The organism is Acinetobacter brisouii CIP 110357, assembly GCF_000488275.1.
Classification (GTDB): domain Bacteria; phylum Pseudomonadota; class Gammaproteobacteria; order Pseudomonadales; family Moraxellaceae; genus Acinetobacter; species Acinetobacter brisouii.
The window spans coordinates 420,698-441,186 of the sequence record NZ_KI530762.1; the positions used below are offsets into that span (position 1 = coordinate 420,698).

Below are 20,489 nucleotides of genomic sequence, written 5' to 3' on the forward strand. Positions count from 1 at the left end.
CACTAAATTACATCTGCACCTGCGCCATTGCTTGGGATTATGGCAAAATAATCAGTAGATTTTTATGGTCTTAAAAACCGCTTACTTAGGTAATTGATGATGACACTCACCCAAGAATTAATCGATTTGCTCAGTTTGGAAAAACTTGAAGAAGATATTTATCGTGGGCAGAGCCGTAATTTAGTGGGCAAACGCGTTTTTGGCGGTCAGGTGTTGGGGCAGGCATTGCGCGCAGCATCTTATACTACCGATCGACCTGCACATTCGTTGCATGCTTACTTTCTGTTTGGTGGAGATGTTGAAGCCCCGATTATTTACCAAGTGGATCGTTTACGTGACGGAAAGAGCTTTGTCAGCCGTCAGGTACGTGCGATTCAGCATGGACGCACGATTTTTACCGCTATGGTGTCGTTTGCCACGCCAGAAGAAGGTTTAAACTATCAGCATCATGCGCCAGATGTACCTGCACCTGAAACCTTGCAAAATGAAAAGCAGATCAAACAGGGTTTACTGGAATTTGTGCCTGAAAATGTACGTAACAGTTTTATGCGTGACCGTCACGTCGAGCTGCGTCCTGTAGAAGACATTCAAAATCCATTTCGGCCACAGCCACAGCTTCCACATTATTCACATTATGTGCGTACCCATGAGCAGATTCAGGCAGAGCAGGACAGTATCGCCCTGCATCAGTCGATTGTGGCGTTTTATTCCGACTTTACCCTCATGACTACTGCATTGCGTCCACACGGCTTAAATTATCTATCGCCGAGTTTGCAGTGTGCCAGTATTGACCATGCGATTTATTTCCATAAACCACTGCGTGCCGATGACTGGATGTTGTATGAAATGGAAGCAACGGTCAGTGCCAGCTCACGTGGTCTGAATTTTGGGCGTATGTGGCAAAATGGCGAGTTGGTGTGTAGCACGGTACAAGAAGGCTTGATGCGATTGCGCGAAATCGAAACACAATAAAATCAATAGGCTAAGGTGAAATTTTGCCTTAGCCTTTGTCATAAACCTGATTTACCTATTTAAAATGGCGCTCGATTCCTTATCTTTGCCATGCCATAGTATTCAACAGCTTAAAATAAGAACTGAGGCAAGATGAGTTTAAATACCAAGATTTTTATTGCAGCCATGATTGGCATTGCCTATGGTTTATTGCTGCGGTTTTATCCAGATACGGCTTTCTTTAATGGCAGCTTATATGTACTGGGCATTGTTAGTGGTATTTTTATCGGTTTCCTGAAAATGTTGCTTGTGCCACTGGTATTTTCTTCGATTGTGATCGGGGTCGCCAGTCTGGAGTCGGGACATCAACTGGGCAGGGTCTGGAAAATTACCTTGTTATGTAGTTTGACAACCATGAGCCTGTCGTTATTTCTCGGCTTGCTCGGCGCGCATCTATTTGAAGTGGGGAAAGGGCTAAATGTTGCCCTGTTCCAGACCGCGATGCAGCAACATCCACCCACAGCACAAAATCTGGATGCTTCCTCATTTTTGGTGAACTTTGTTCAAAATACCCTGATTAACCCATTTAAAGCCTTTAGTGATGGAAATGTGTTATCGGTGGTGATTTTTTCCATGCTGATTGGTTTGGCACTGGTGTATGGCGGAGAGCGCTTTACAGGGATTCGCCGTTTAAGTCAGGAATTTTTTGAACTGGTGATGATGCTGGTGGGCTGGCTGATGAAGCTTGCTCCGATTGGTATTTTAGCGTTGCTGGCTAAACTGATTGCCAAAGAAGATTTGTCGGTATTGAGCCGCTTGGCTGAGTTTGCAGCAGTGGTGACAGGTACAACCTTATTTCATGGCATTGTGGTCTTGCCGCTGTTACTCTGGATTTTTGGCAAAATGTCGCCGTGGACATTTTTTAAAGGTACGCGTCTGGCATTGTTGACAGCATTTGCCACCAGTTCCAGCTCAGCGACTATGCCACTGAGCATGAAGTGTGCACAGGAAAATCTGGGTGTACGACCACAGATAGCAGGTTTTGTGATTCCGCTCGGTTCGCATCTCAATATGGATGGTACGGCACTTTACGAAGCAGCAGCAGCGCTGTTTGTTGCTAATTTGATCGGACTGGATTTGCATTTGGGACAGCAGATTATTGTCTGTTTAACTGCCATGATTGCCTCTTTGGGGGCACCTGGTATTCCAAGTGCGGGCATGGTCACCATGATTATGGTGTTACAGTCTGTTGGGCTGCCTGCTGAAGCTATTGCGATTTTACTGCCGATAGACCGTATTTTGGATACTGTTCGTACCGTGGTCAATGTGCAAGGCGATATGATGGTGAGTGTGGTGGTGGATCGTTATACCCGTATTCCACAAGACCCAAGTTAAGCCCAATCAATCCTGAAAAACAATTCAGAAGATTGTCTGATTCAGTCAATCTTCTTTAAAAATTTTTCTGAAAACGGATTCTTTTCATCACTATGCAGTTTGTGGCGTAGCATCGCGCAAGAGCCAAATTGTTCAGTATGATGCAATACCTAGAAGAATCTTGAGCGTAATAAAAAACAGATTTTTGAGTCATGCGTTGGAATTTATTTTAGCTTTAAAATACTGATGTCATAGATCTACGTCGCCATGATTTGGGTAAATATATACAGCAAGCGCGAGATCTTCAGCATAAGCGAATCAGATAGACTACACTAAACCGATTTACACTCCTGCATCATCAGAACCATGACTCAATCTCAACAACCTGTGATTACCGTTGCCGCCGCGATTATTTTTAATGCTCAAGGACAGGCGCTTTTAGCACGTAAACGTCAAACCGAATTTTTTATGCAGGTTGGTGGGAAGCTTGAAGCCAACGAATCGGCTGAGCAGGGTTTACTGCGTGAAATTCAGGAAGAAATCGGCGTAGCTGCACGAATTATCAAAGATTTGGGTACAGTGGAAACGGTTGCAGCCAATGAAGCTAATCATCGTCTGTTCGCCCATTTATTTCATGTTGAATTGCTAGGTGAAGCTCAAGTGTCTGCCGAACTGGCAGAAATTCAATGGGTCAATGTCTTTGCACCGATTGACTTGGCTTTAGCGCCGCTAACCGAGCAATATGTGCTGCCGTATATTCGACAGCAGTGTGCTGCATCTTAAAACTAGCCGAGCAAGTGTCTTAATTTGTAGCGATTGCAGCATTGTGCTGAGCCACTTTATGTTGAAGCTGCTGTTTTTCTTGAGCGGATAAAAAGGCGATGCTTAAACCGTTCTGCTGTGCTTGACGGATTTGCGCTTCGGACAAGCCTGCCTGTGGTGCAGCCTGTAAATATTCATGTTGAATATCAATCCCTTCAACCGCAGGGTCATCGCTGTTAATGGTGGCTAAAATGCCATGTTCGAGAAAGGTTTTCAGTGGGTGCTGACGAATATCGGCAACGGTACTGGTTTGCAGGTTTGAGGTAATGCAGGACTCAATCCCGATCTGATGTTCAGCTAAATAATCCAGTAACTTTGCATCTTCCACAGCTTTCACGCCATGCCCGATACGGGTTGCACCGAGGGTTTGAATCGCTTGCCAAATACTGCTTGCACCTGCGGCTTCGCCTGCATGGATGCTGATGTGCCAACCTGCATCACGGGCTTGCTTGAAGTGTTCGACAAAGAGTTCCCCTGGAAAGCCCAGTTCATCGCCTGCCAAATCCAGTGCGGTAATCTGGTCACGATGCGTCAGTAAGGCATCCAGTTCTTGCTGGCAATGTGCCTGTCCAAAAGTACGGCTCATAATACCAATCAGTTTGGCAGGAATGTCAAAGTCACGGCTGCCTTGCTGAACGCCATCAATCACGGCTTCGACTACGCCCGCCAGTGGAAGTTGATGGCTCATCGCCATATAAAAGGGTGAAAAACGCAGTTCGACATAGTCCAAACCTTGCTGCGCTGCATCTTGCATATTTTCCCAAGCCACACGGCGGCAGGCTTCCAAATCACCCAAGACTTTTACGCCCCAGTCTAGTTTGCTTAAGAAACTCAGCAGGTCGGGCTGATTGTCCATGACCTGAACATGGGGCAGTAGTTCAGGCAGGGTATTGGCAGGCAGTTGAATCTGAAATTGTTGCCCAAGTTCTAAAATGGTTTGCGGGCGGATGTTGCCATCGAGGTGGCGGTGTAAATCGGTGAGCGGGATATTTTTATCAATCATTATTATTCACCTAAGGGTTTATCCAATCAAAAAAGCGTGATGTCCTCACAGCATAATCGCAAGTGGATTCATCACGCTAGTTCAAAGGCGAAAGGCTTTAGTCAATTTTCTGTAACTGATCGCCAACCGCTGCAAATAAACGACTGAGGTCTTCAGGTTTGCTATTAAACATTGGCCCAAATTGTAAGCAGTCACCGCCAAAACGCACATAAAAACCTGCTTTCCACAGTGCTGTACCGACTTCAAATGGACGAATGCTTGGGTCGCCATCACGCGCAGCCAGTTGAATTGCCCCGATCAAACCGCAGTTACGAATATCGACCACGTGTTTTGCCGTTTTCAGGTCATGAATCACGCTTTGGAAATGTGGTGCAAGCGCAGCAGATTGCTCAAGCAATTGTTCTTGTTTAAGTAATTCTAAAGTTGCCAAACCTGCAGCACAGGCGACTGGATGACCTGAATAGGTATAGCCATGTGCAAATTCAACAAAATGCTCAGGTGTACCTTGTTGCATGAAAGTATTGAAAATTTCGTCTGAAGCAATCACGCCACCCAAAGGCACAGCGCCGTTGGTGACCTGTTTGGCAAAGTTGAGAATATCTGGGGTCACACCAAAGTATTCGGCCGCTGTCCATTTACCCATACGACCAAAACCTGTAATCACTTCATCAAAAATCAACAGGATATTGTGCTGGTCACAGATTTCACGCAGGCGTTGTAAATAACCTTGTGGTGGAATGATTGCACCTGCAGAACCCGATACAGGTTCCACAATGACTGCTGCAATATTCGATGCATCATGCAGTTCAATCAGTTTCAGCATTTCATTGGCCAGTGCTACACCGCCAGTTTCTGCCATGCCTTGGGTAAATGGCAGGTCGGTTTGTAATGTATGCGGTAAATGATCGACATCCATAAACTGTCCAAACATTTTACGGTTACCACCGATGCCGCCGAGGCTTGTGCCTGCGATGTTCACCCCGTGATAGCCTTTGGCACGACCAATAAATTTGGTTTTGGCTGGCTGACCTTTGATGCGCCAGTAGGCTTTGGCCATTTTGACCGCAGTATCGGCTGACTCTGAACCTGAACCTGTAAAAAATACGTGGTTGAGTGGATCTGGGGTTAACGCGGTAATTTGTTCAGCCAGTTGGAATGATAGCGGATGCGCAAACTGGAATGCAGGTGCATAGTCCAGTGTGCCGAGTTGTTTGGCTACAGCATCTTGAATCTGGCTGCGGGTATGCCCAGCGCCACATGTCCATAAACCTGACAATGAGTCATAAATACGACGACCCTGATCATCAATCAGGTAATTGCCTTCGGCTGCCACCACAAAACGCGGGTCTTGTTTAAAATTACGGTTGGCGCTAAATGGCATCCAGTGCGCATCGGAATAATGAGCTTGAGTGTGGAGAGCATCAGACATGTGGGCATCCTTGAAAAATCCTGAGAAATACAGCTTACATTGAGTAAATAGATGAGATAAATTTAAGCTAACTCACGTTTAGATTTAGAAATCCTCACCTAAATGAAAAGCAAAACCTTGAACCAAGTCACCGACTCCGATATCAAGCTATTGAAGGTTTTTCGGGCTGTTGCAGAAAGTGGCAGTTTTTCAGCAGCAGAGAGTGCTTTGGGCATTACCCGTTCGGCGATTAGCTTGCATATGAGCACACTGGAAAACCGTTTGGGGATGCGTTTGTGCCAGCGTGGGCGTTCGGGGTTTGCCCTGACCGATGAAGGCAAACATATCTTGAGTTATAGCGAGGCATTGCTGACTTCGATTGAGGATTTTCGTCAGCATGTCAATCGCTTGCATCACGAAATCAAGGGTGAGCTGAAAATCGGCATCATCAATAATCTGGTGACTTTGCCACAGATGCAGATTACTCATGCCTTATCGCGCCTGTATCAGAAAGGGCCGAATATCCAGATTCATTTGAGTATGAGTACCCCGATTGAGATTGAAAAAGGTCTCATGGACGGGCAATTACATGTCGGGGCATTGCCAATGATCAGCCCGCTTTCAGGTCTGGAATATAGCGATTTATATGAAGAAGCCAGCTATTTGTATTGTAGTCATGCTCATGCATTGTTTCATCAGGTTGGGCAGGTGAGTAGTGCCGAGCAACTGAAAAACTGGGATGCAGTCGTACCGAATTATCGACTCTCTCAAAATGCAATAGAGATGCAGCAAACCTTAAATGCCAAAGCCAGTGCCAGTGACCGTGAAGGCATTGCCTTTCTGATTTTAACCGGAAAATTTATCGGGTTTCTGCCTGAACACTATGCCAAGCACTGGGTCGAACGTGGCATGATGCGTGCGGTTTTGCCTGAAGAAATGCATTATTTTTCCAATGTTTGTATCGCAACGCGTAAGGGGCGGCGCGCCAATTTTATTTTGGATCTGTTTTTGCAAGAACTCAAAGTTCAAGCTTAAGTTTTTATTTAATATGAAATTTAAAAGCTTGGAAAAGGATAGTGCATAGATGTTTTATGATGTCGCTATGAGACATTCATGGTCATTTTCAAAGATGGTGATTTAAAAACTGAAAAGTTTTGCGATGCCGAATGATAAATAATATGTTCCTGCCTCAGACCGATCAGTTATTTAGCATTCAGGTCAAATCATCGAGATGTGATAGAGGCGGTAACACCATTTTTTGATGTTACCTTAAAATTATGGTTTGATTTGTTCTAAACCCTGATCTTCAATAATCTGAGTCGCTTGTGGTGATTTCACGAATTGAATCAGTTCTTTGGCGAGTTGTTCATGTTTCGAATTTTTACCGATACCTGCTGAGAAAACAGTCACTTTTTGATAAGGTGCAGGAATAGGCCCAACCAATTCAACCTGTCCATATTGACCAGTAAAAGGTTTAATTTCGCTGATCTGCTGGAACCCGATATCAAATTGTCCTTCAGCAATACGCTTGGCAACCCGATCACCGACAACTTTTTCAGCCTTACTGCGAATGACTTTATATTCCACTGGGGGAAAGCTTGGGAAAACATCTTTTTCAAGATGCGTACCGCTTGCACTGGCAGAGTAACCAATATGTTTCGCATTTAACAAAACTTTTTCGAAATTTGCCGCAGAGCTAATATCAGGTTTTTTAGCGCCCTTCGGAATGACCATGCCAATGCTGGAATTGACCAAATCACGTTGTGTATTTGGCTCTACATAACCTTTTTCTAAGAGCTTGTTCAGTTCAGGAGCCGCCAGTACCACCATATCAAAACGTTCACCACGATCGAGTCGGTTAGGAATTGCTGTTGGCGATGCGCCCATCGACGAACCAGAAGATAGATGAACCGTATGACCCGTTTGTTTTTCAAATATTGGAATGAGTTTTTGCATGGAGGAATAAAATCCACCTGAGCTAATCACTTCAAGGGTCTCTGCATTTGCTACTGTTGATCCTAAGCCTAAACCAGCGAAGCAGACTATCGTGAAGATAGGAGACTTTTTCATAAGACCTCACATAAATTAAAAAGAGAGTCCAGCAGGTAGACCTGAGATCTACCTGACTGTGAATCGGATTGAAAAATAAACGGTCTTAAGTTCTGACTTTTACAGGTTCAGTTATAGCATCAGGGTGGTTCTGTTTAGAGCCACGACATAAATATAAGCTGGAAAGAAGGCTACATACCGCTGCGAACATCAGCCAGAAAGCTGGTGTGCTGGCATTTCCTGTATGTTCAACAAGGAAGGTACATGCGATGGGTGTCATGCCCCCAAAAATAGCGGCTGCTAGACTAAAAGCGAGAGAAAAACCGACTGTCCGTACACGTTTCGGCATGACTTCTGCCAGTGTTGCAACCATCGTGCCGTTGTACATACCAAAGAAAAATGAAAAGTAAGCAAGCGTAATCAGTAAGTTAGAGAAGCTGACATCATTGACCAACCAACTTAAAACGGGATAACTGGTAAAGATACAAAGTATGGTAATTCCGACAAGAACTGGACGACGTCCGATCTTATCTGAGAGTAACCCACCCATAGGCAACCAGAAGAAATTAGACAAACCTACAAATACTGTGGCTAAAAGACTATCTGTCACAGACATTTCTAAAGTGCGTTTTGCATAAACTGTAGTGTAGACCGTGATAAAATAAAAAGTTGTTGTGGTCATGGCACTCATCAGCATGCCTGCAAGGACAATGCGCCAGTTACCCAAAATAGTTCTGAAAATTTCCTTTGAAGTCGGGTGAATTTTTTGAGCCTTAAAGTCCTCTGTTTCTTCTAAAGTACGGCGGAATATAAAGATTAATGGAATAATCAAGCAACCGATAAAGAAGGGAATACGCCAGCCCCATTCGCCCACTTGCGCATGAGTTAAAACAGTATTCAGCCAATAGCCGAGTAATGAGGCGAACACAACGGCAATTTGTTGGCTGCCAGACTGCCAGCTGGTAATGAATCCACGATTTTTATCTGTTGCAATTTCAGCCAGATAAATAGATACACCACCAGATTCAACACCTGCCGAGAAACCTTGTAATAAACGCCCAATCACCACTAAAATTGGAGCAAGAATTCCGATAGTTTCATAACCAGGCACAAAGGTAATGAAGATTGTTCCAATCGCCATGAGGCTCAATGTGACGATTAATCCTTTGCGTCGACCCACTTTATCGACATAAGCACCAAGAAAAATAGCTCCTAAAGGACGCATCAGAAAACCAGCAGCAAATACTGTAAAGGTCATCATTAAAGAAACATATTCATTTTCAGAGTGGAAAAATTTTGCTGCAATATAAGTTGCATAAAAACCAAAAAGAAAGAAATCGTACTGCTCTAAAAAGTTACCACTCGTGACATTCAATATTTTTTTAAAAGTAGCCCAGTGTTTACTATTGCTATCCATAGGAGACCTCCTTGGTCTGACAAAATGGAAACACTCACAACAATCTGAATCTGAGACCGTTTATTCCCTCATATAGATGAGGTTCAAGAAAAGTCTTCACTGAGTCATTGTGATGCCTTGTTTCCAGTTCAAACTACACATTTACATTCTGTTAAACAGAAATACATTCACCATTCAAAGGAAAATGTAATCGCAAATGGTCGAGGGGAGTGAGAGTGCAAAGTTAATTAGGTATTTAATAAAACTAATGGCTGTTTAGAAAATTATTTCAGAGCAGGGCCAGTTTTGATTTTGTATCAGCTCTTTAATACAGGCTTTTATTGCTGATTTTGCAGCTAAAGCAGCAGGAGATAACTCATTTTCAGCGAGGCTGACCAAGTAGTTGATGCGTTCAATTTCAGGATCGATGACTTTAAGTAACTGCAATTTATGTTTGTATTCCTGTAAGCAGGCACTACCTGGGCGGATGCTGGCAAGTTCCAGATGAATAAGGCTGTCCATAAGCAAATGCAAGCCATCAATTTCATACACGATATTTAATTGCCCAATCGAATGATCTAATAATTTCCTTAAACTATGTCGTTGACGGGGGAGTACTAAGGGGATATCACCGATCTGTTGTGCTTGGATTGTCCCACTGTCGAGACATTCATGCAGCCCATATTTTTCGAGAAATTCCCGCCTCCCCATCAAATACATTTGTTCTTTGACTAATGGTTGTATTGCCCATTGTTTGTCGATTTCATTGGTAAAGATAATTGCCAGATCAAGCTGACGTGAATTAATGGCCTGAATCAGGTTGCCTGATAGTGTTTCAACAATTTCAAGATGGATATCAGGATAGCGTTCAGACATTAATTTCATTAACGGTATGCCTAATAAAGCCGTAATGGTCGGTGGAAAACCAATGCTGACATGACCTGAGAGCCTTGCAGAATGTGCCGCATCAATGGCAAAGTTGATCTGCCTGAGAATTAACTGGGAATGTTTTAAAAATGCAATGCCCGCAGGTGTTGGTGTTACTCCAAAAGCATTGCGCTGTAATAAACGGATACTTAATTCTTGCTCCAGTTTACTGATTTGTTGACTAATTGCAGACGCGCCAACATCGAGTTTCTGAGCGGCTTTTCCGATGCTTCCAGATTCAACGACCGTTGAAAAATATTTTATTTGCTTGATTTCCATAATGAATATTTCACTAATTATTCATAAATTATATGCGTATGATGCGACTAATCCTGTACGAATATTTATATTAACAGCGCTGAAGAGAAAGTTATCTTAAAATTATTCAATATGCGCTTGAAGCATTTCCATAGCGTAAATTTTAATCGTATTCACCCGTGTAAAAAACGCCAATCAATGTGCGCATTTTTCAAATCAACGTAACGCGATTTAAAAGTTTTCCAATTGTTTCGCTATTCTATTCTGCTCTGGGTTTCTCATTTGCTCAATTCAGTGATAAATCCCTTTATAGCCATCAAGTTGATGTAATGATTATAAATTTTAATTAATTCGTCAGTTGGCAAATCTAAGCCTCAAGTTCCAGTTCCAAAGCCAAATGCGTCATACGGTTTAGTCTGGAAGATAAATCAATATTCATTCTTTTTAGCAACTTCAAACCAACAACTGGAGATTCCTGACAAAGCTTGTCAAAAGCACTGCAAGATAATTTTAGCAGTGTAATTTCAGTGTCAGCATATACATCACAGACATGTGGATTTAACTGCTTGCTAAACAATGCACCGACACCAGCACTGTAACTGGCTAAACGGATCATTTGTGCATGATCATCAATAATAACGCTGACACGACCACGGGTAATAAAATACAGCCCACCTTCATCACAACAGTCTTTACGTAAAATAAACTGATGTGCAGAAAATGAAAACCGTTCCATTCTTTGATTCAAATCGGCGATTTGCTCTGGTGATAGGTCTGCCATAATGTCAAATTCAGACAATGGTTTTTCTATTTGTTCCAGAGTGGACAATCCCAATGTGTGTAAAAGCTCATCTTCGGCAAAAGCCAGTGCAGAATCATTATCCTCAAAAACACGACCAGAATTTTCAATTTCGCCAATACCGATATTACGCAGGTATTTACGGCGCTGCCCGCCAAACGGTAAATGTGATAACAGCAGTTTCTTGCCCGTTTTGCTCATGCTTTTGTCCAGACGTTTTAAGGTCATGGCGCCTGTCGTATCGATCATGCCACAATGTTTAAAACTGAGAATAATCCAGTCCGCGGTCAGCATTTCCTTTTCAATTTTTTGAAAGACAGTTTCAACATTGCCAAAAAAGAGCGGCCCGTGTAGATCGATATAGGCAATACGCTGAGATTCTTTGAGCAGGGCATTTACTGCTTCCATGCTACGGTCAGTACGGGAACGCATCTGGTCTGGATGAACAACACGGCGAATAACAGTTTTGTTGGCATTGTGCAGGAAAATCAGCAGGGTAATGGCCATACCTACACCCAGCGCAGCCAGAACACCTTCAAAAACGACTAAAAAGGTGACAAACACCACAATCGCCAGATTACTCAGTACATCGGTCTGGTTGGATATGGTGCTACTGATCCCGACTTTGCGCAGCAGTTGCTGAGTCCAACTGTCCATAGAAGATGCCGTTGTAGCGATAACTACACCCGCCATGACGGACAGTGGAATAGTGGCAATCAGGTCATTGAGACCATAAGACATACCAACCAGTGCAACACCCATCATGACATTGGCAAAACGTGTGCGACCGCCATTATTATAAACAGCGCGGGTCAGGTTCGGTGAACCACCACTTGGCGTACCACCAAACAGTGCCGATACGCCATTGGCACAGCCTTGTACCAGTAACTCCTTGTTGCTGTTATGTCGGGTAGAAAACAATTCGTCAGCATTGGAAATACTCAGTAAGGACTGGATAGATGAAACCAGTGCCAGTGTTGCCGCTGTGGCAAAGATCGCAAACAGGTGATGCTGAAAGCTGTAGCTTTGCATCACATCTAAGGCATTGCTCAATTGCGGTACAAAGTGGATGCCTGAAGGCAATTGACCAACGACTGGCACCAGATTGCTGATACCGGTGAATTTTGTTGCAGCGATATAGGCGAGCGTTCCACCGACCAGTCCGATCAAGGCAGAAGGTATTTTCTTAATCAATTTGCTGCTGAACGCGACCAATAATGCAGATAGAAGCATCAAGCCTAAAGACCAGCCATGCACAGGAATTTTCCCCGTTATTTCTTGCCAAACCTGATTTAAATTTTGTACCCCAAGTCCATTTGGAATTTGTCCGATCATGATCTGTAAGGCAAACCCGTTAATGATGCCTGCCAAAACAGGATAGGGCACAAACTTGACAAATGATCCCATGCGGAACAGCCCAAGCAAGGCTTGCATGATGCCTGAATGTTTGCTTAACGGAATGTGCGCAATACTAGGTGTTGTATTTGAACAACAGATTACAAAATATTGCACTTTTCAATTCATTACAAAAAGTAAGAATTTCATTTTTGAGTTTTGACAAGCCGTTCACAAGAAACGGATTTAAAAGCCTATTTCCGCAAATTTTATTCTTGGTGCTGCTGAGTTTCTTGTTACGTAAAGTAACAATGAGTGCTTTGGCGTTGAATTATCGCGGTTTGCAGAGATTTCTGAATGGGTTGATTTGATAAGGGTTAGATTTTTTATAAAAAAATAGAGCCATTTAGGCCCTATTTTTCGTGATATTAATGTGTGGTAGGTAAAAAATAATTTTATTTACTTTTAAATACTTACCAGCTTAATGCACCACCTGTTTGGTAGTCAGTCACACGCGTTTCAAAGAAGTTTTTCTCTTTACGCAAGTCCATCATCTCAGACATCCACTGGAATGGGTTATTCACACCAGGGAACTGTTCAGACAAACCAAGCTGAGTCAGACGGCGGTTACAGATGAATTTCAAATATTCTTCCATCATCGCCGCGTTCATGCCCAATACGCCACGTGGCATGGTGTCACGTGCATATTCGATTTCTAGCATAGTGCCTTCAAGCAGCATTTGAGTCACTTCTTGCTGGAATTCGGCTGTCCACAATTGTGGGTTTTCGATCTTGATCTGGTTGATCATGTCGATACCGAAGTTCACGTGCATTGATTCATCACGCAAAATGTACTGGAACTGCTCAGCAACACCGTTCATTTTGTTACGGCGACCCATACTCAAGATTTGAGTAAAGCCACAGTAGAAGAAGATGCCTTCAAGCACACAGTAGAATGCAATCAAATTACGAAGTAATTGTTGATCTGTTTCAGAGGTACCTGTTTTAAAGGTTGGATCACTTAAAGACTGAGTATATTTCAAGCCCCAAGCTGCTTTACGCGCTACACTTGGAATCTCGTGATACATATTGAAGATTTCGCCTTCATCCATACCTAAAGATTCAATACAGTATTGATAGGCGTGAGTATGAATCGCTTCTTCAAATGCCTGACGCAAAATGTACTGACGACATTCAGGGTTAGTAATCAGACGGTAAATCGCCAAGACCAGGTTATTTGCAACCAAAGAATCCGCGGTCGAGAAGAAACCAAGATTACGTTTAACAATAACTCGCTCATCTTCAGTTAAGCCATTTTCAGACTTCCAAAGTGCGATGTCATGGTTCATGTTGACTTCTTGTGGCATCCAGTGGTTTGCACAACCATCCAGATATTTTTGCCAAGCCCATTCGTATTTGAATGGAACAAGCTGGTTCAAGTCAGCACGGCAGTTGATCATGGCTTTATCATCAACCTGAACACGGCTTACACCTGTTCCTAGATCTTCTGAACCTGAGCTAATATCAAGATTTTTTAGGGATTCAGATGCTCGAGCCAACGAATCGGTTGAATCTGTTGTGGCACTGGTACTGGTTCCAACGGGTTGAGCATTTGCCACATTCGGCGACGATGGCTGCGAATCAGATACCACTTGCGAATCAGGCGTTTCTTGCGGTTGGACGGGCGCAGACTTGGGTTCTGGTGTAACCGGTTTTTGCGAATCATCTTCAAAATCGTCCCAACTAAGGATAGACATAATCATTCTCTCTTCGTTGTTTATATCTTTTATGACACCTTACAGCGAAGATGTCCCTACTATACGCTTATTCTGCGTAAGCAAAACTAAGTTTTGTCGATTGCTGTTTTGATTTTGTTCAAAAAAGCAGTCTGCACTACTTGTTTTGATTACGCTGTTCTTTACGTACTTTGTAAATCACATAAGTAATCGGTATACAAAACACAATGTAGGTAAAGACATATGCCAGTAAACCTAATTCATAGTTTCTAGATAAATGTTCAAACATCGTCTCTACCTTTGTGGTCTAAATGCCTAATCTCCCTAAATCCCTCTGTAAAAAAAGGGACTTTCACACCTAAATAGGTTGGGTGTAATTCCCCTCCTTTGAGGAGGGGTTAGGGGAGGTTATTATTGGCAAGCTTCGCAATCTGGATTGTCGATTGAGCAAGCTTGTGGTACTGGCGCTGCCTGAGAAAAGCCTTCTTCTTCAGCAACCACTTCCGCTTTTTTCTCAGCCACAACAGGCGCCGCTACGGCAGCCGCAACCGTTGCAGGTTTTACTGCGTTCAGTGCGCCTGTATTGATGGTTGATTTCTCAGCTGAAGTTGCACCTAAAGCACGGAGGTAATACGTAGTTTTCAAGCCACGTAACCAAGCCATTTTGTAAGTGATGTCCAGTTTCTTACCATTTGCACCTGCAATATACAGGTTCAATGATTGTGCTTGGTCAATCCACTTCTGACGGCGTGATGCAGCATCTACAATCCAGCGTGGCTCAACTTCAAACGCTGTAGAGAACATTGCTTTCAAGTCTTCAGGAATACGTGAAATCTTTTGTACTGAACCTTCAAAATGTTTCAGGTCATTCACCATCACGCTGTCCCATAAACCACGCGCTTTTAATGCACGAACAAGGTAAGGGTTGATCACGGTGAATTCGCCAGACAAGTTTGATTTCACATACAAGTTCTGGAAAGTCGGTTCAATTGACTGTGACACGCCACAAATGTTTGAAATGGTTGCGGTTGGTGCAATCGCCATCACATTTGAGTTACGCATACCGTCTTTTTGAACTTTGGCACGTAAGCTGTTCCAGTCCAGACGTTGGGTACGATCGACTTCAAACATACGTTCAGGACGTGATTTTGCCACGATCTCTAAAGAGTCGATCGGCAAGATGCCTTGATCCCAGAGTGAACCTTTGAAAGTTGAATATACACCACGTTCAACTGCAAGATCACTTGAAGTTTGAATCGCGTAGTAACTGATTACTTCCATCGATTCATCAGCAAAATCAACCGCTTCTTGTGAACCATAAGCCATGCCCATTTCATACAAGGCGTCTTGGAAGCCCATGATCCCCATACCCACTGGGCGGTGTTTCATGTTTGAGTTCTTCGCTTGTGGTACCGCGTAGTAGTTGATGTCGATCACGTTGTCGAGCATGCGAACAGCAGTTTTGATGGTACGTGCAAGTTTCTCGCGATCCAATACACCGCCTTGAACGTGTTGTACAAGGTTGACTGAACCCAAGTTACATACCGCGATTTCATCTTCGCTGGTGTTCAAGGTAATTTCAGTACACAAGTTTGATGAATGTACGACACCAACGTGTTGTTGTGGTGAACGCAAGTTACAAACGTCTTTGAAAGTAATCCACGGATGACCTGTTTCAAACAACATTGATAACATTTTACGCCACAAATCTTTGGCACGAACTTTCTTGTGTAACAAGTTGAGTTCTTTGGCGATGTTTTCGTAGTGCGTATAACGCTCAACAAAGGCATTACCAGTCAAATCATGTAGATCTGGCACGTCAGAAGGGGTGAACAAAGTCCATTCTGCATCTTCAATCACACGTTGCATAAACAGGTCAGGAACCCAGTTTGCAGTGTTCATGTCGTGAGTACGGCGACGATCATCACCTGTATTTTTACGAAGCTCTAGGAATTCTTCAATGTCCAAGTGCCAAGTTTCAAGGTAAGCACACACCGCACCTTTACGTTTACCGCCTTGGTTTACGGCAACTGCTGTATCGTTTGCGACTTTCAGGAACGGTACAACACCTTGTGATTTACCGTTTGTACCCTTGATGTATGAGTTCAAGGCACGTACAGGTGTCCAGTCATTACCTAGACCGCCTGCCCATTTAGACAACATGGCATTGTCACGGATTGCACCGTAAATGCTGTATAAGTCATCAGAAATCGTAGTCAAATAACAGCTAGATAACTGTGGACGTAAAGTCCCTGCGTTAAATAGGGTTGGTGTTGACGCCATGTAGTCAAAGCTAGACAACAGGTTATAGAACTCAATTGCACGATCTTCACGGTTATCTTCATTGAGTGCAAGACCCATTGCTACACGCATAAAGAACAATTGTGGAAGTTCGTAACGCACGCCATCTGAGTGGATGAAGTAACGGTCAAATAATGTTTGCAGACCTAAATACGTGAACTGGTTTGAACGCTCAGGCTGAATTGCCGCAGCAAGTTTCGCCAAGTCAAAGTTCAACAGTTCAGGGTCAAGCAACTCAAGCTCAATACCTTTCTTTAAGAAGGTTTCAAGCGCATCGCTTTCAGGTGTATCGGTTGGCAAGCCTAAAAATTCTAAGCCTGTAGCGACCAGCTCGTTACACAACAAGCGTGCGGTCACATAAGTGTAGTTTGGCTCTTGTTCAATACGGGTACGGGTTGCCATCATCATGGTGGTGGCGATATCGCTTGCTTTTACACCGTTATAAAGGTTTTTTACGGTTTCATCGACAATTGCCTGAACATCAATCCCTTCAAGACCTTCTGCTGCTTTTGTAATTGTTGCAGTCAATTCGGTCAAATCTAGAGGCTGCAACTGACCTTGAGCATCTAAAATTTGTAAAGTTGGGTGATGATTGGCATTGGTTTGCTGACGTGCAGTTGCACGTTGCTCACGATAAATGACATAAGCTCGAGCAACTTTTTGTTCGCCAGTACGCATTAACGCAAGTTCAACCTGATCCTGAATTTCTTCAATATGAATGGTGCCACCTGACGGTAAACGGCGGTGGAAAGTATTCATCACCATTTCTGTTAACTGTGCAATACGGTCATGAATACGGCTTGAATCTGCGCTTTGCTGACCTTCTACAGCTAAAAAGGCTTTTCCAATGGCAACAGAAATTTTTTCTGCATCAAAATGGACAACATCGCCAGTGCGTTTAATCACTTGCAGTTGACCTGGTGTTGATGAGATTACGCTCATGTCAGTTTAGCTCCATTTCTCATTCGTTATTATGTCTATAGACCATTTGAATCGGGTAAATGAACCTCGATATTTGCGGGATAAACACAAGATTTAGTGGTTTAAAAAGAATTAAGGCACAAGATACGGGAAAATTTTTTGAAGATCAATATTGACATTTTTTTAATTTTTTTTAAATTTTTGCGAGTGAATTTGAGCTGTTTTAGATACAAAGACATAGCGTATTTCGCTCAGGTTGCATAGCATAACAAAGTCCATTCCAAATTGCTTATACAGAACGCAGCAAAGTAATTAATTGATCATAAAATAGCGTGACCAAGCTCAGGTAAATCTGTAACACGGGTTACTTTAGCTACACGATATGGGCAATCATGGAAATAAAAATATTAAATTTTTCAATAATTAACCAATTTATTACAATTTACCCTGTAGATGTATCAGTTTGGTGAACGGCATCTTGTTTACAATGTAAACATGTGTATATTGCAGAATATGAATTAGCGTATCTGTTTGAATAACTAATAGCTAATATTGACAGAATTCAAGGGGCAAAATGATGAGCCAAGAAGAAAAGTTACCGAAAATCTTGATTGTAGAAGATGATGAACGCCTAGCACGCCTGACTCAAGAATATCTCATCCGTAACGGACTGGAAGTGGGTGTTGAGCCTGATGGTAACCGTGCAATTCGCCGTATTATTAGTGAACAGCCTGACCTTGTCGTTTTGGATGTAATGTTGCCAGGCGCAGACGGTTTAACTGTATGCCGTGAAGTGCGTCCACACTATCATCAGCCGATTCTCATGCTAACAGCACGTACAGAAGATATGGATCAGGTTCTTGGTCTGGAAATGGGTGCTGATGACTATGTCGCAAAACCTGTACAGCCACGTGTCTTGTTAGCACGTATCCGTGCCTTGCTACGCCGTACCGATAAAACTGTTGAAGATGAAGTGGCTCAGCGCATCGAATTTGATGATTTGGTCATCGACAATGGTGGTCGTTCAGTGACGTTAAATGGTGAATTGGTTGACTTTACCAGCGCTGAATATGACTTGCTTTGGTTACTGGCTTCAAATGCGGGTCGTATTTTGTCACGTGAAGACATCTTTGAGCGTTTACGTGGCATTGAATACGATGGTCAAGACCGTTCAATCGACGTGCGTATTTCACGAATTCGTCCAAAAATCGGCGATGATCCTGAAAACCCGAAACGTATTAAAACAGTACGCAGTAAAGGGTATCTCTTTGTGAAAGAAACCAATGGTCTCTAATGGAGATTATTGTCGTTGACGCATGACAACCTCTTTCATTCAAGATGAAAGAGGTTATTTGTTTGATTTAGACATCCTGAACAAAGGACGCTTCATTCGTGTTTAAGCACAGTATATTTTTGCGAATTTACGCAGGTGTCATCATCCTCGTGGCGTTGGTGGCTGTATTTTGCTATTTGCTGGTACAAATTATTAATTATCAACGTGCGCAAGAATACCGTGAATCTTTAACCGATGGCATTTCCTATGTGATTAGTCAGGGGGTCGAGCGTCAGCTGACTTTACAGCAAAAGAAAGACTGGATTTCTGATGCCGCCGATTTACTTGAACTTCCGATTTCTTTGGTCGATCGTTCTAAAGTCGAGTTGTCGCGCTCAGAAACCAAACGGATTGAAAATGAACAGGCTGTGGTACGTTACGATGCACAAAGTATGGTTGCGACTTTATTTTTAGCATTGCCACATGACCAAAAACATTATTTGTACATCAAGGTCAATAAAATTGGCGAGCGACAAATGAAAGCGCTGCCGATTTTTATTTTGGATTATTTAATTTATTATCCTGGTCAGGAAAAAGAATACCTCGAAAAAATCCATTCCCATTTTTCATATCCAATTGAAATTAGTTCGATTCTGGATTTGGGGCTCGACTCTGAACAGATTGGACGGTTGCGTCAGGATCAAAGCATCTTGTTATATCGTGACAGTGCCACAATTCGTGGAACGACGATCTCGATTGTCTCGCCAATGCCGAATAACCCTGCTGAAGTGTTGGTGATTGGTCCTGTACCCATGTTTAACTGGATGCCATTTCAACTTGCAGCAGGCATTACGCTGTTGAGTTTATTTCTGTTGAGTTTGGGCGTGTATGGATTGATTTTGCCGTTACAGCGTAAGACTAAGCAAACCATTAAAGCATTGAATCAAATGAAATCGGGGGATTTATCGACCCGACTCAATGTTGAAGGCACAGATGAAATGGCAAGTCTGGCATCGAGCTATAACGATATGGCAAGCCATATTCAGCGTTTGATTGAGGCGCAGCGTGAACTGATGCGTGCCGTATCACATGAGCTGCGTACCCCTGTAGCACGGATTCGTTTTGGTATGGAAATGCTTGCCGAAGATGATGACTATGATTCGCGTTTAAGTCAGGTCGATATGATTGATAAAGATATTGAAGCGCTCAATACCTTGATTGATGAAATTATGACCTATGCCAAACTTGAGCAGGGTACACCATCTTTGGATATTCAAAGTATTCCGATTGCGGATGTACTGGCACAGGTAGCGAAAGAAACAGAAGCCTTAAAAACCCAAAAGATCATTGAGCTGCAAGCGCCAGACCTGAGTATCGTTGCAGATGCTGAACGGCGTTATTTGCACCGTGTCGTGCAAAATTTGGTGGGGAATGCTGTGCGTTATTGTAATGAGCGAGTACGCATTAGCGGCGGGATTCGCCCCGATGGTCAGGCTTATGTTTGCGTTGAAGATGATGGGCAGGGTATTCCTGAACAAGATCGTGAGCGGGTGTTTGAAGCCTTTGCTCGTCTGGATGATAGCCGAACGCGTGCTTCAGGTGGCTACGGACTAGGATTATCTATTGTCAGTCGTATCGCCTTTTGGTTTAGGGGTAAGGTTGAAGTTGACCGTAGCCCTGAGCTTGGCGGCGCGCGTTTTATCATGACATGGCCTGCCAAACAGAAATTACAATCTAAAAATTAAAGTGCGGCGGCAGAGAGCGGAGCATTTTGGCTTTGCCCTTCTGTGATGAGTTTATCAGCCATTTCTTTGGTTTTCTTTTGGCGACAAAATTTGTCGCCAATCACACAAAATTCTAGCGTTCAGTGCAAGTTCTATTGGGAATCTAAAACCGAGATGACTATAATCATGCTCCAAGCGTAGGAGGTTCACAT

14 protein-coding genes are annotated in these 20,489 nt (G+C 43.2%); 6 read left to right on the forward strand and 8 right to left on the reverse strand.

Going from position 1 to position 20,489, the window contains the following annotated elements:
• The first annotated feature begins 96 nt into the window (after nucleotides 1-96).
• From P255_RS02065 to P255_RS02075, 3 genes are all read left to right on the forward strand, one after another.
• Nucleotides 97-972, forward strand: a complete 876-nt coding sequence (locus P255_RS02065) for an acyl-CoA thioesterase (RefSeq protein ID WP_004903138.1) — start codon at nucleotides 97-99, stop codon at nucleotides 970-972.
• 132 nt (nucleotides 973-1,104) lie between these two features.
• On the forward strand, nucleotides 1,105-2,346 hold the full coding sequence (locus P255_RS02070; RefSeq protein WP_004903141.1) for a dicarboxylate/amino acid:cation symporter: 1,242 nt from the start codon (nucleotides 1,105-1,107) through the stop codon (nucleotides 2,344-2,346).
• A gap of 345 nt (nucleotides 2,347-2,691) precedes the next feature.
• Complete coding sequence (locus P255_RS02075) at nucleotides 2,692-3,108, forward strand: NUDIX hydrolase (RefSeq protein ID WP_004903143.1); 417 nt, start codon at nucleotides 2,692-2,694, stop codon at nucleotides 3,106-3,108.
• 19 nt (nucleotides 3,109-3,127) lie between these two features.
• Here P255_RS02075 and add read toward each other — a convergent pair whose 3' ends face one another.
• Both add and P255_RS02085 read right to left on the reverse strand, forming a co-directional pair.
• Entirely contained in the window at nucleotides 3,128-4,150 is a 1,023-nt protein-coding gene (add, locus tag P255_RS02080) for an adenosine deaminase (protein ID WP_004903145.1), read from the reverse strand.
• Between the two features lie 97 nt (nucleotides 4,151-4,247).
• On the reverse strand, nucleotides 4,248-5,579 hold the full coding sequence (locus P255_RS02085; RefSeq protein WP_004903147.1) for an omega-aminotransferase AptA: 1,332 nt from the start codon (nucleotides 5,577-5,579) through the stop codon (nucleotides 4,248-4,250).
• 102 nt (nucleotides 5,580-5,681) lie between these two features.
• Between P255_RS02085 and P255_RS02090 the strand changes: the two genes are divergently transcribed.
• On the forward strand, nucleotides 5,682-6,593 hold the full coding sequence (locus P255_RS02090) for a LysR family transcriptional regulator (RefSeq protein ID WP_004903148.1): 912 nt from the start codon (nucleotides 5,682-5,684) through the stop codon (nucleotides 6,591-6,593).
• Nucleotides 6,594-6,833: 240 nt separating this feature from the next.
• Here the strand turns inward: P255_RS02090 and P255_RS02095 are convergent, their stop codons facing one another.
• The 6 genes from P255_RS02095 to P255_RS02120 all read right to left on the reverse strand — a co-directional run bounded on the left by P255_RS02095 (nucleotide 6,834) and on the right by P255_RS02120 (nucleotide 17,301).
• A complete protein-coding gene (locus tag P255_RS02095) occupies nucleotides 6,834-7,628 on the reverse strand; it encodes a substrate-binding domain-containing protein (protein ID WP_004903150.1) in 795 nt (264 codons plus the stop codon).
• Between the two features lie 85 nt (nucleotides 7,629-7,713).
• Nucleotides 7,714-9,024: an MFS transporter gene (gene tcuC / locus P255_RS02100; RefSeq protein ID WP_004903152.1), complete on the reverse strand. Its 1,311-nt coding sequence runs from the start codon at nucleotides 9,022-9,024 to the stop codon at nucleotides 7,714-7,716.
• A 255-nt stretch (nucleotides 9,025-9,279) separates the two neighbouring features.
• Complete coding sequence (locus P255_RS02105; RefSeq protein ID WP_004903154.1) at nucleotides 9,280-10,209, reverse strand: LysR family transcriptional regulator; 930 nt, start codon at nucleotides 10,207-10,209, stop codon at nucleotides 9,280-9,282.
• Nucleotides 10,210-10,555: 346 nt separating this feature from the next.
• On the reverse strand, nucleotides 10,556-12,499 hold the full coding sequence (locus P255_RS02110) for an SLC26A/SulP transporter family protein (protein ID WP_155756911.1): 1,944 nt from the start codon (nucleotides 12,497-12,499) through the stop codon (nucleotides 10,556-10,558).
• Nucleotides 12,500-12,795: 296 nt separating this feature from the next.
• Complete coding sequence (locus tag P255_RS02115; RefSeq protein ID WP_004903159.1) at nucleotides 12,796-14,079, reverse strand: ribonucleotide-diphosphate reductase subunit beta; 1,284 nt, start codon at nucleotides 14,077-14,079, stop codon at nucleotides 12,796-12,798.
• A 390-nt stretch (nucleotides 14,080-14,469) separates the two neighbouring features.
• On the reverse strand, nucleotides 14,470-17,301 hold the full coding sequence (locus P255_RS02120) for a ribonucleoside-diphosphate reductase subunit alpha (protein ID WP_004903160.1): 2,832 nt from the start codon (nucleotides 17,299-17,301) through the stop codon (nucleotides 14,470-14,472).
• A 556-nt stretch (nucleotides 17,302-17,857) separates the two neighbouring features.
• On the opposite strand from P255_RS02120, the gene bfmR reads away from it, so the two are divergent.
• Together bfmR and bfmS are read left to right on the forward strand one after the other, a co-directional pair.
• On the forward strand, nucleotides 17,858-18,574 hold the full coding sequence (gene bfmR, locus P255_RS02125) for a response regulator transcription factor BfmR (protein ID WP_034426050.1): 717 nt from the start codon (nucleotides 17,858-17,860) through the stop codon (nucleotides 18,572-18,574).
• A 98-nt stretch (nucleotides 18,575-18,672) separates the two neighbouring features.
• On the forward strand, nucleotides 18,673-20,298 hold the full coding sequence (gene bfmS, locus P255_RS02130) for a sensor histidine kinase BfmS (protein WP_004903163.1): 1,626 nt from the start codon (nucleotides 18,673-18,675) through the stop codon (nucleotides 20,296-20,298).
• Nucleotides 20,299-20,489 lie beyond the last annotated feature (191 nt).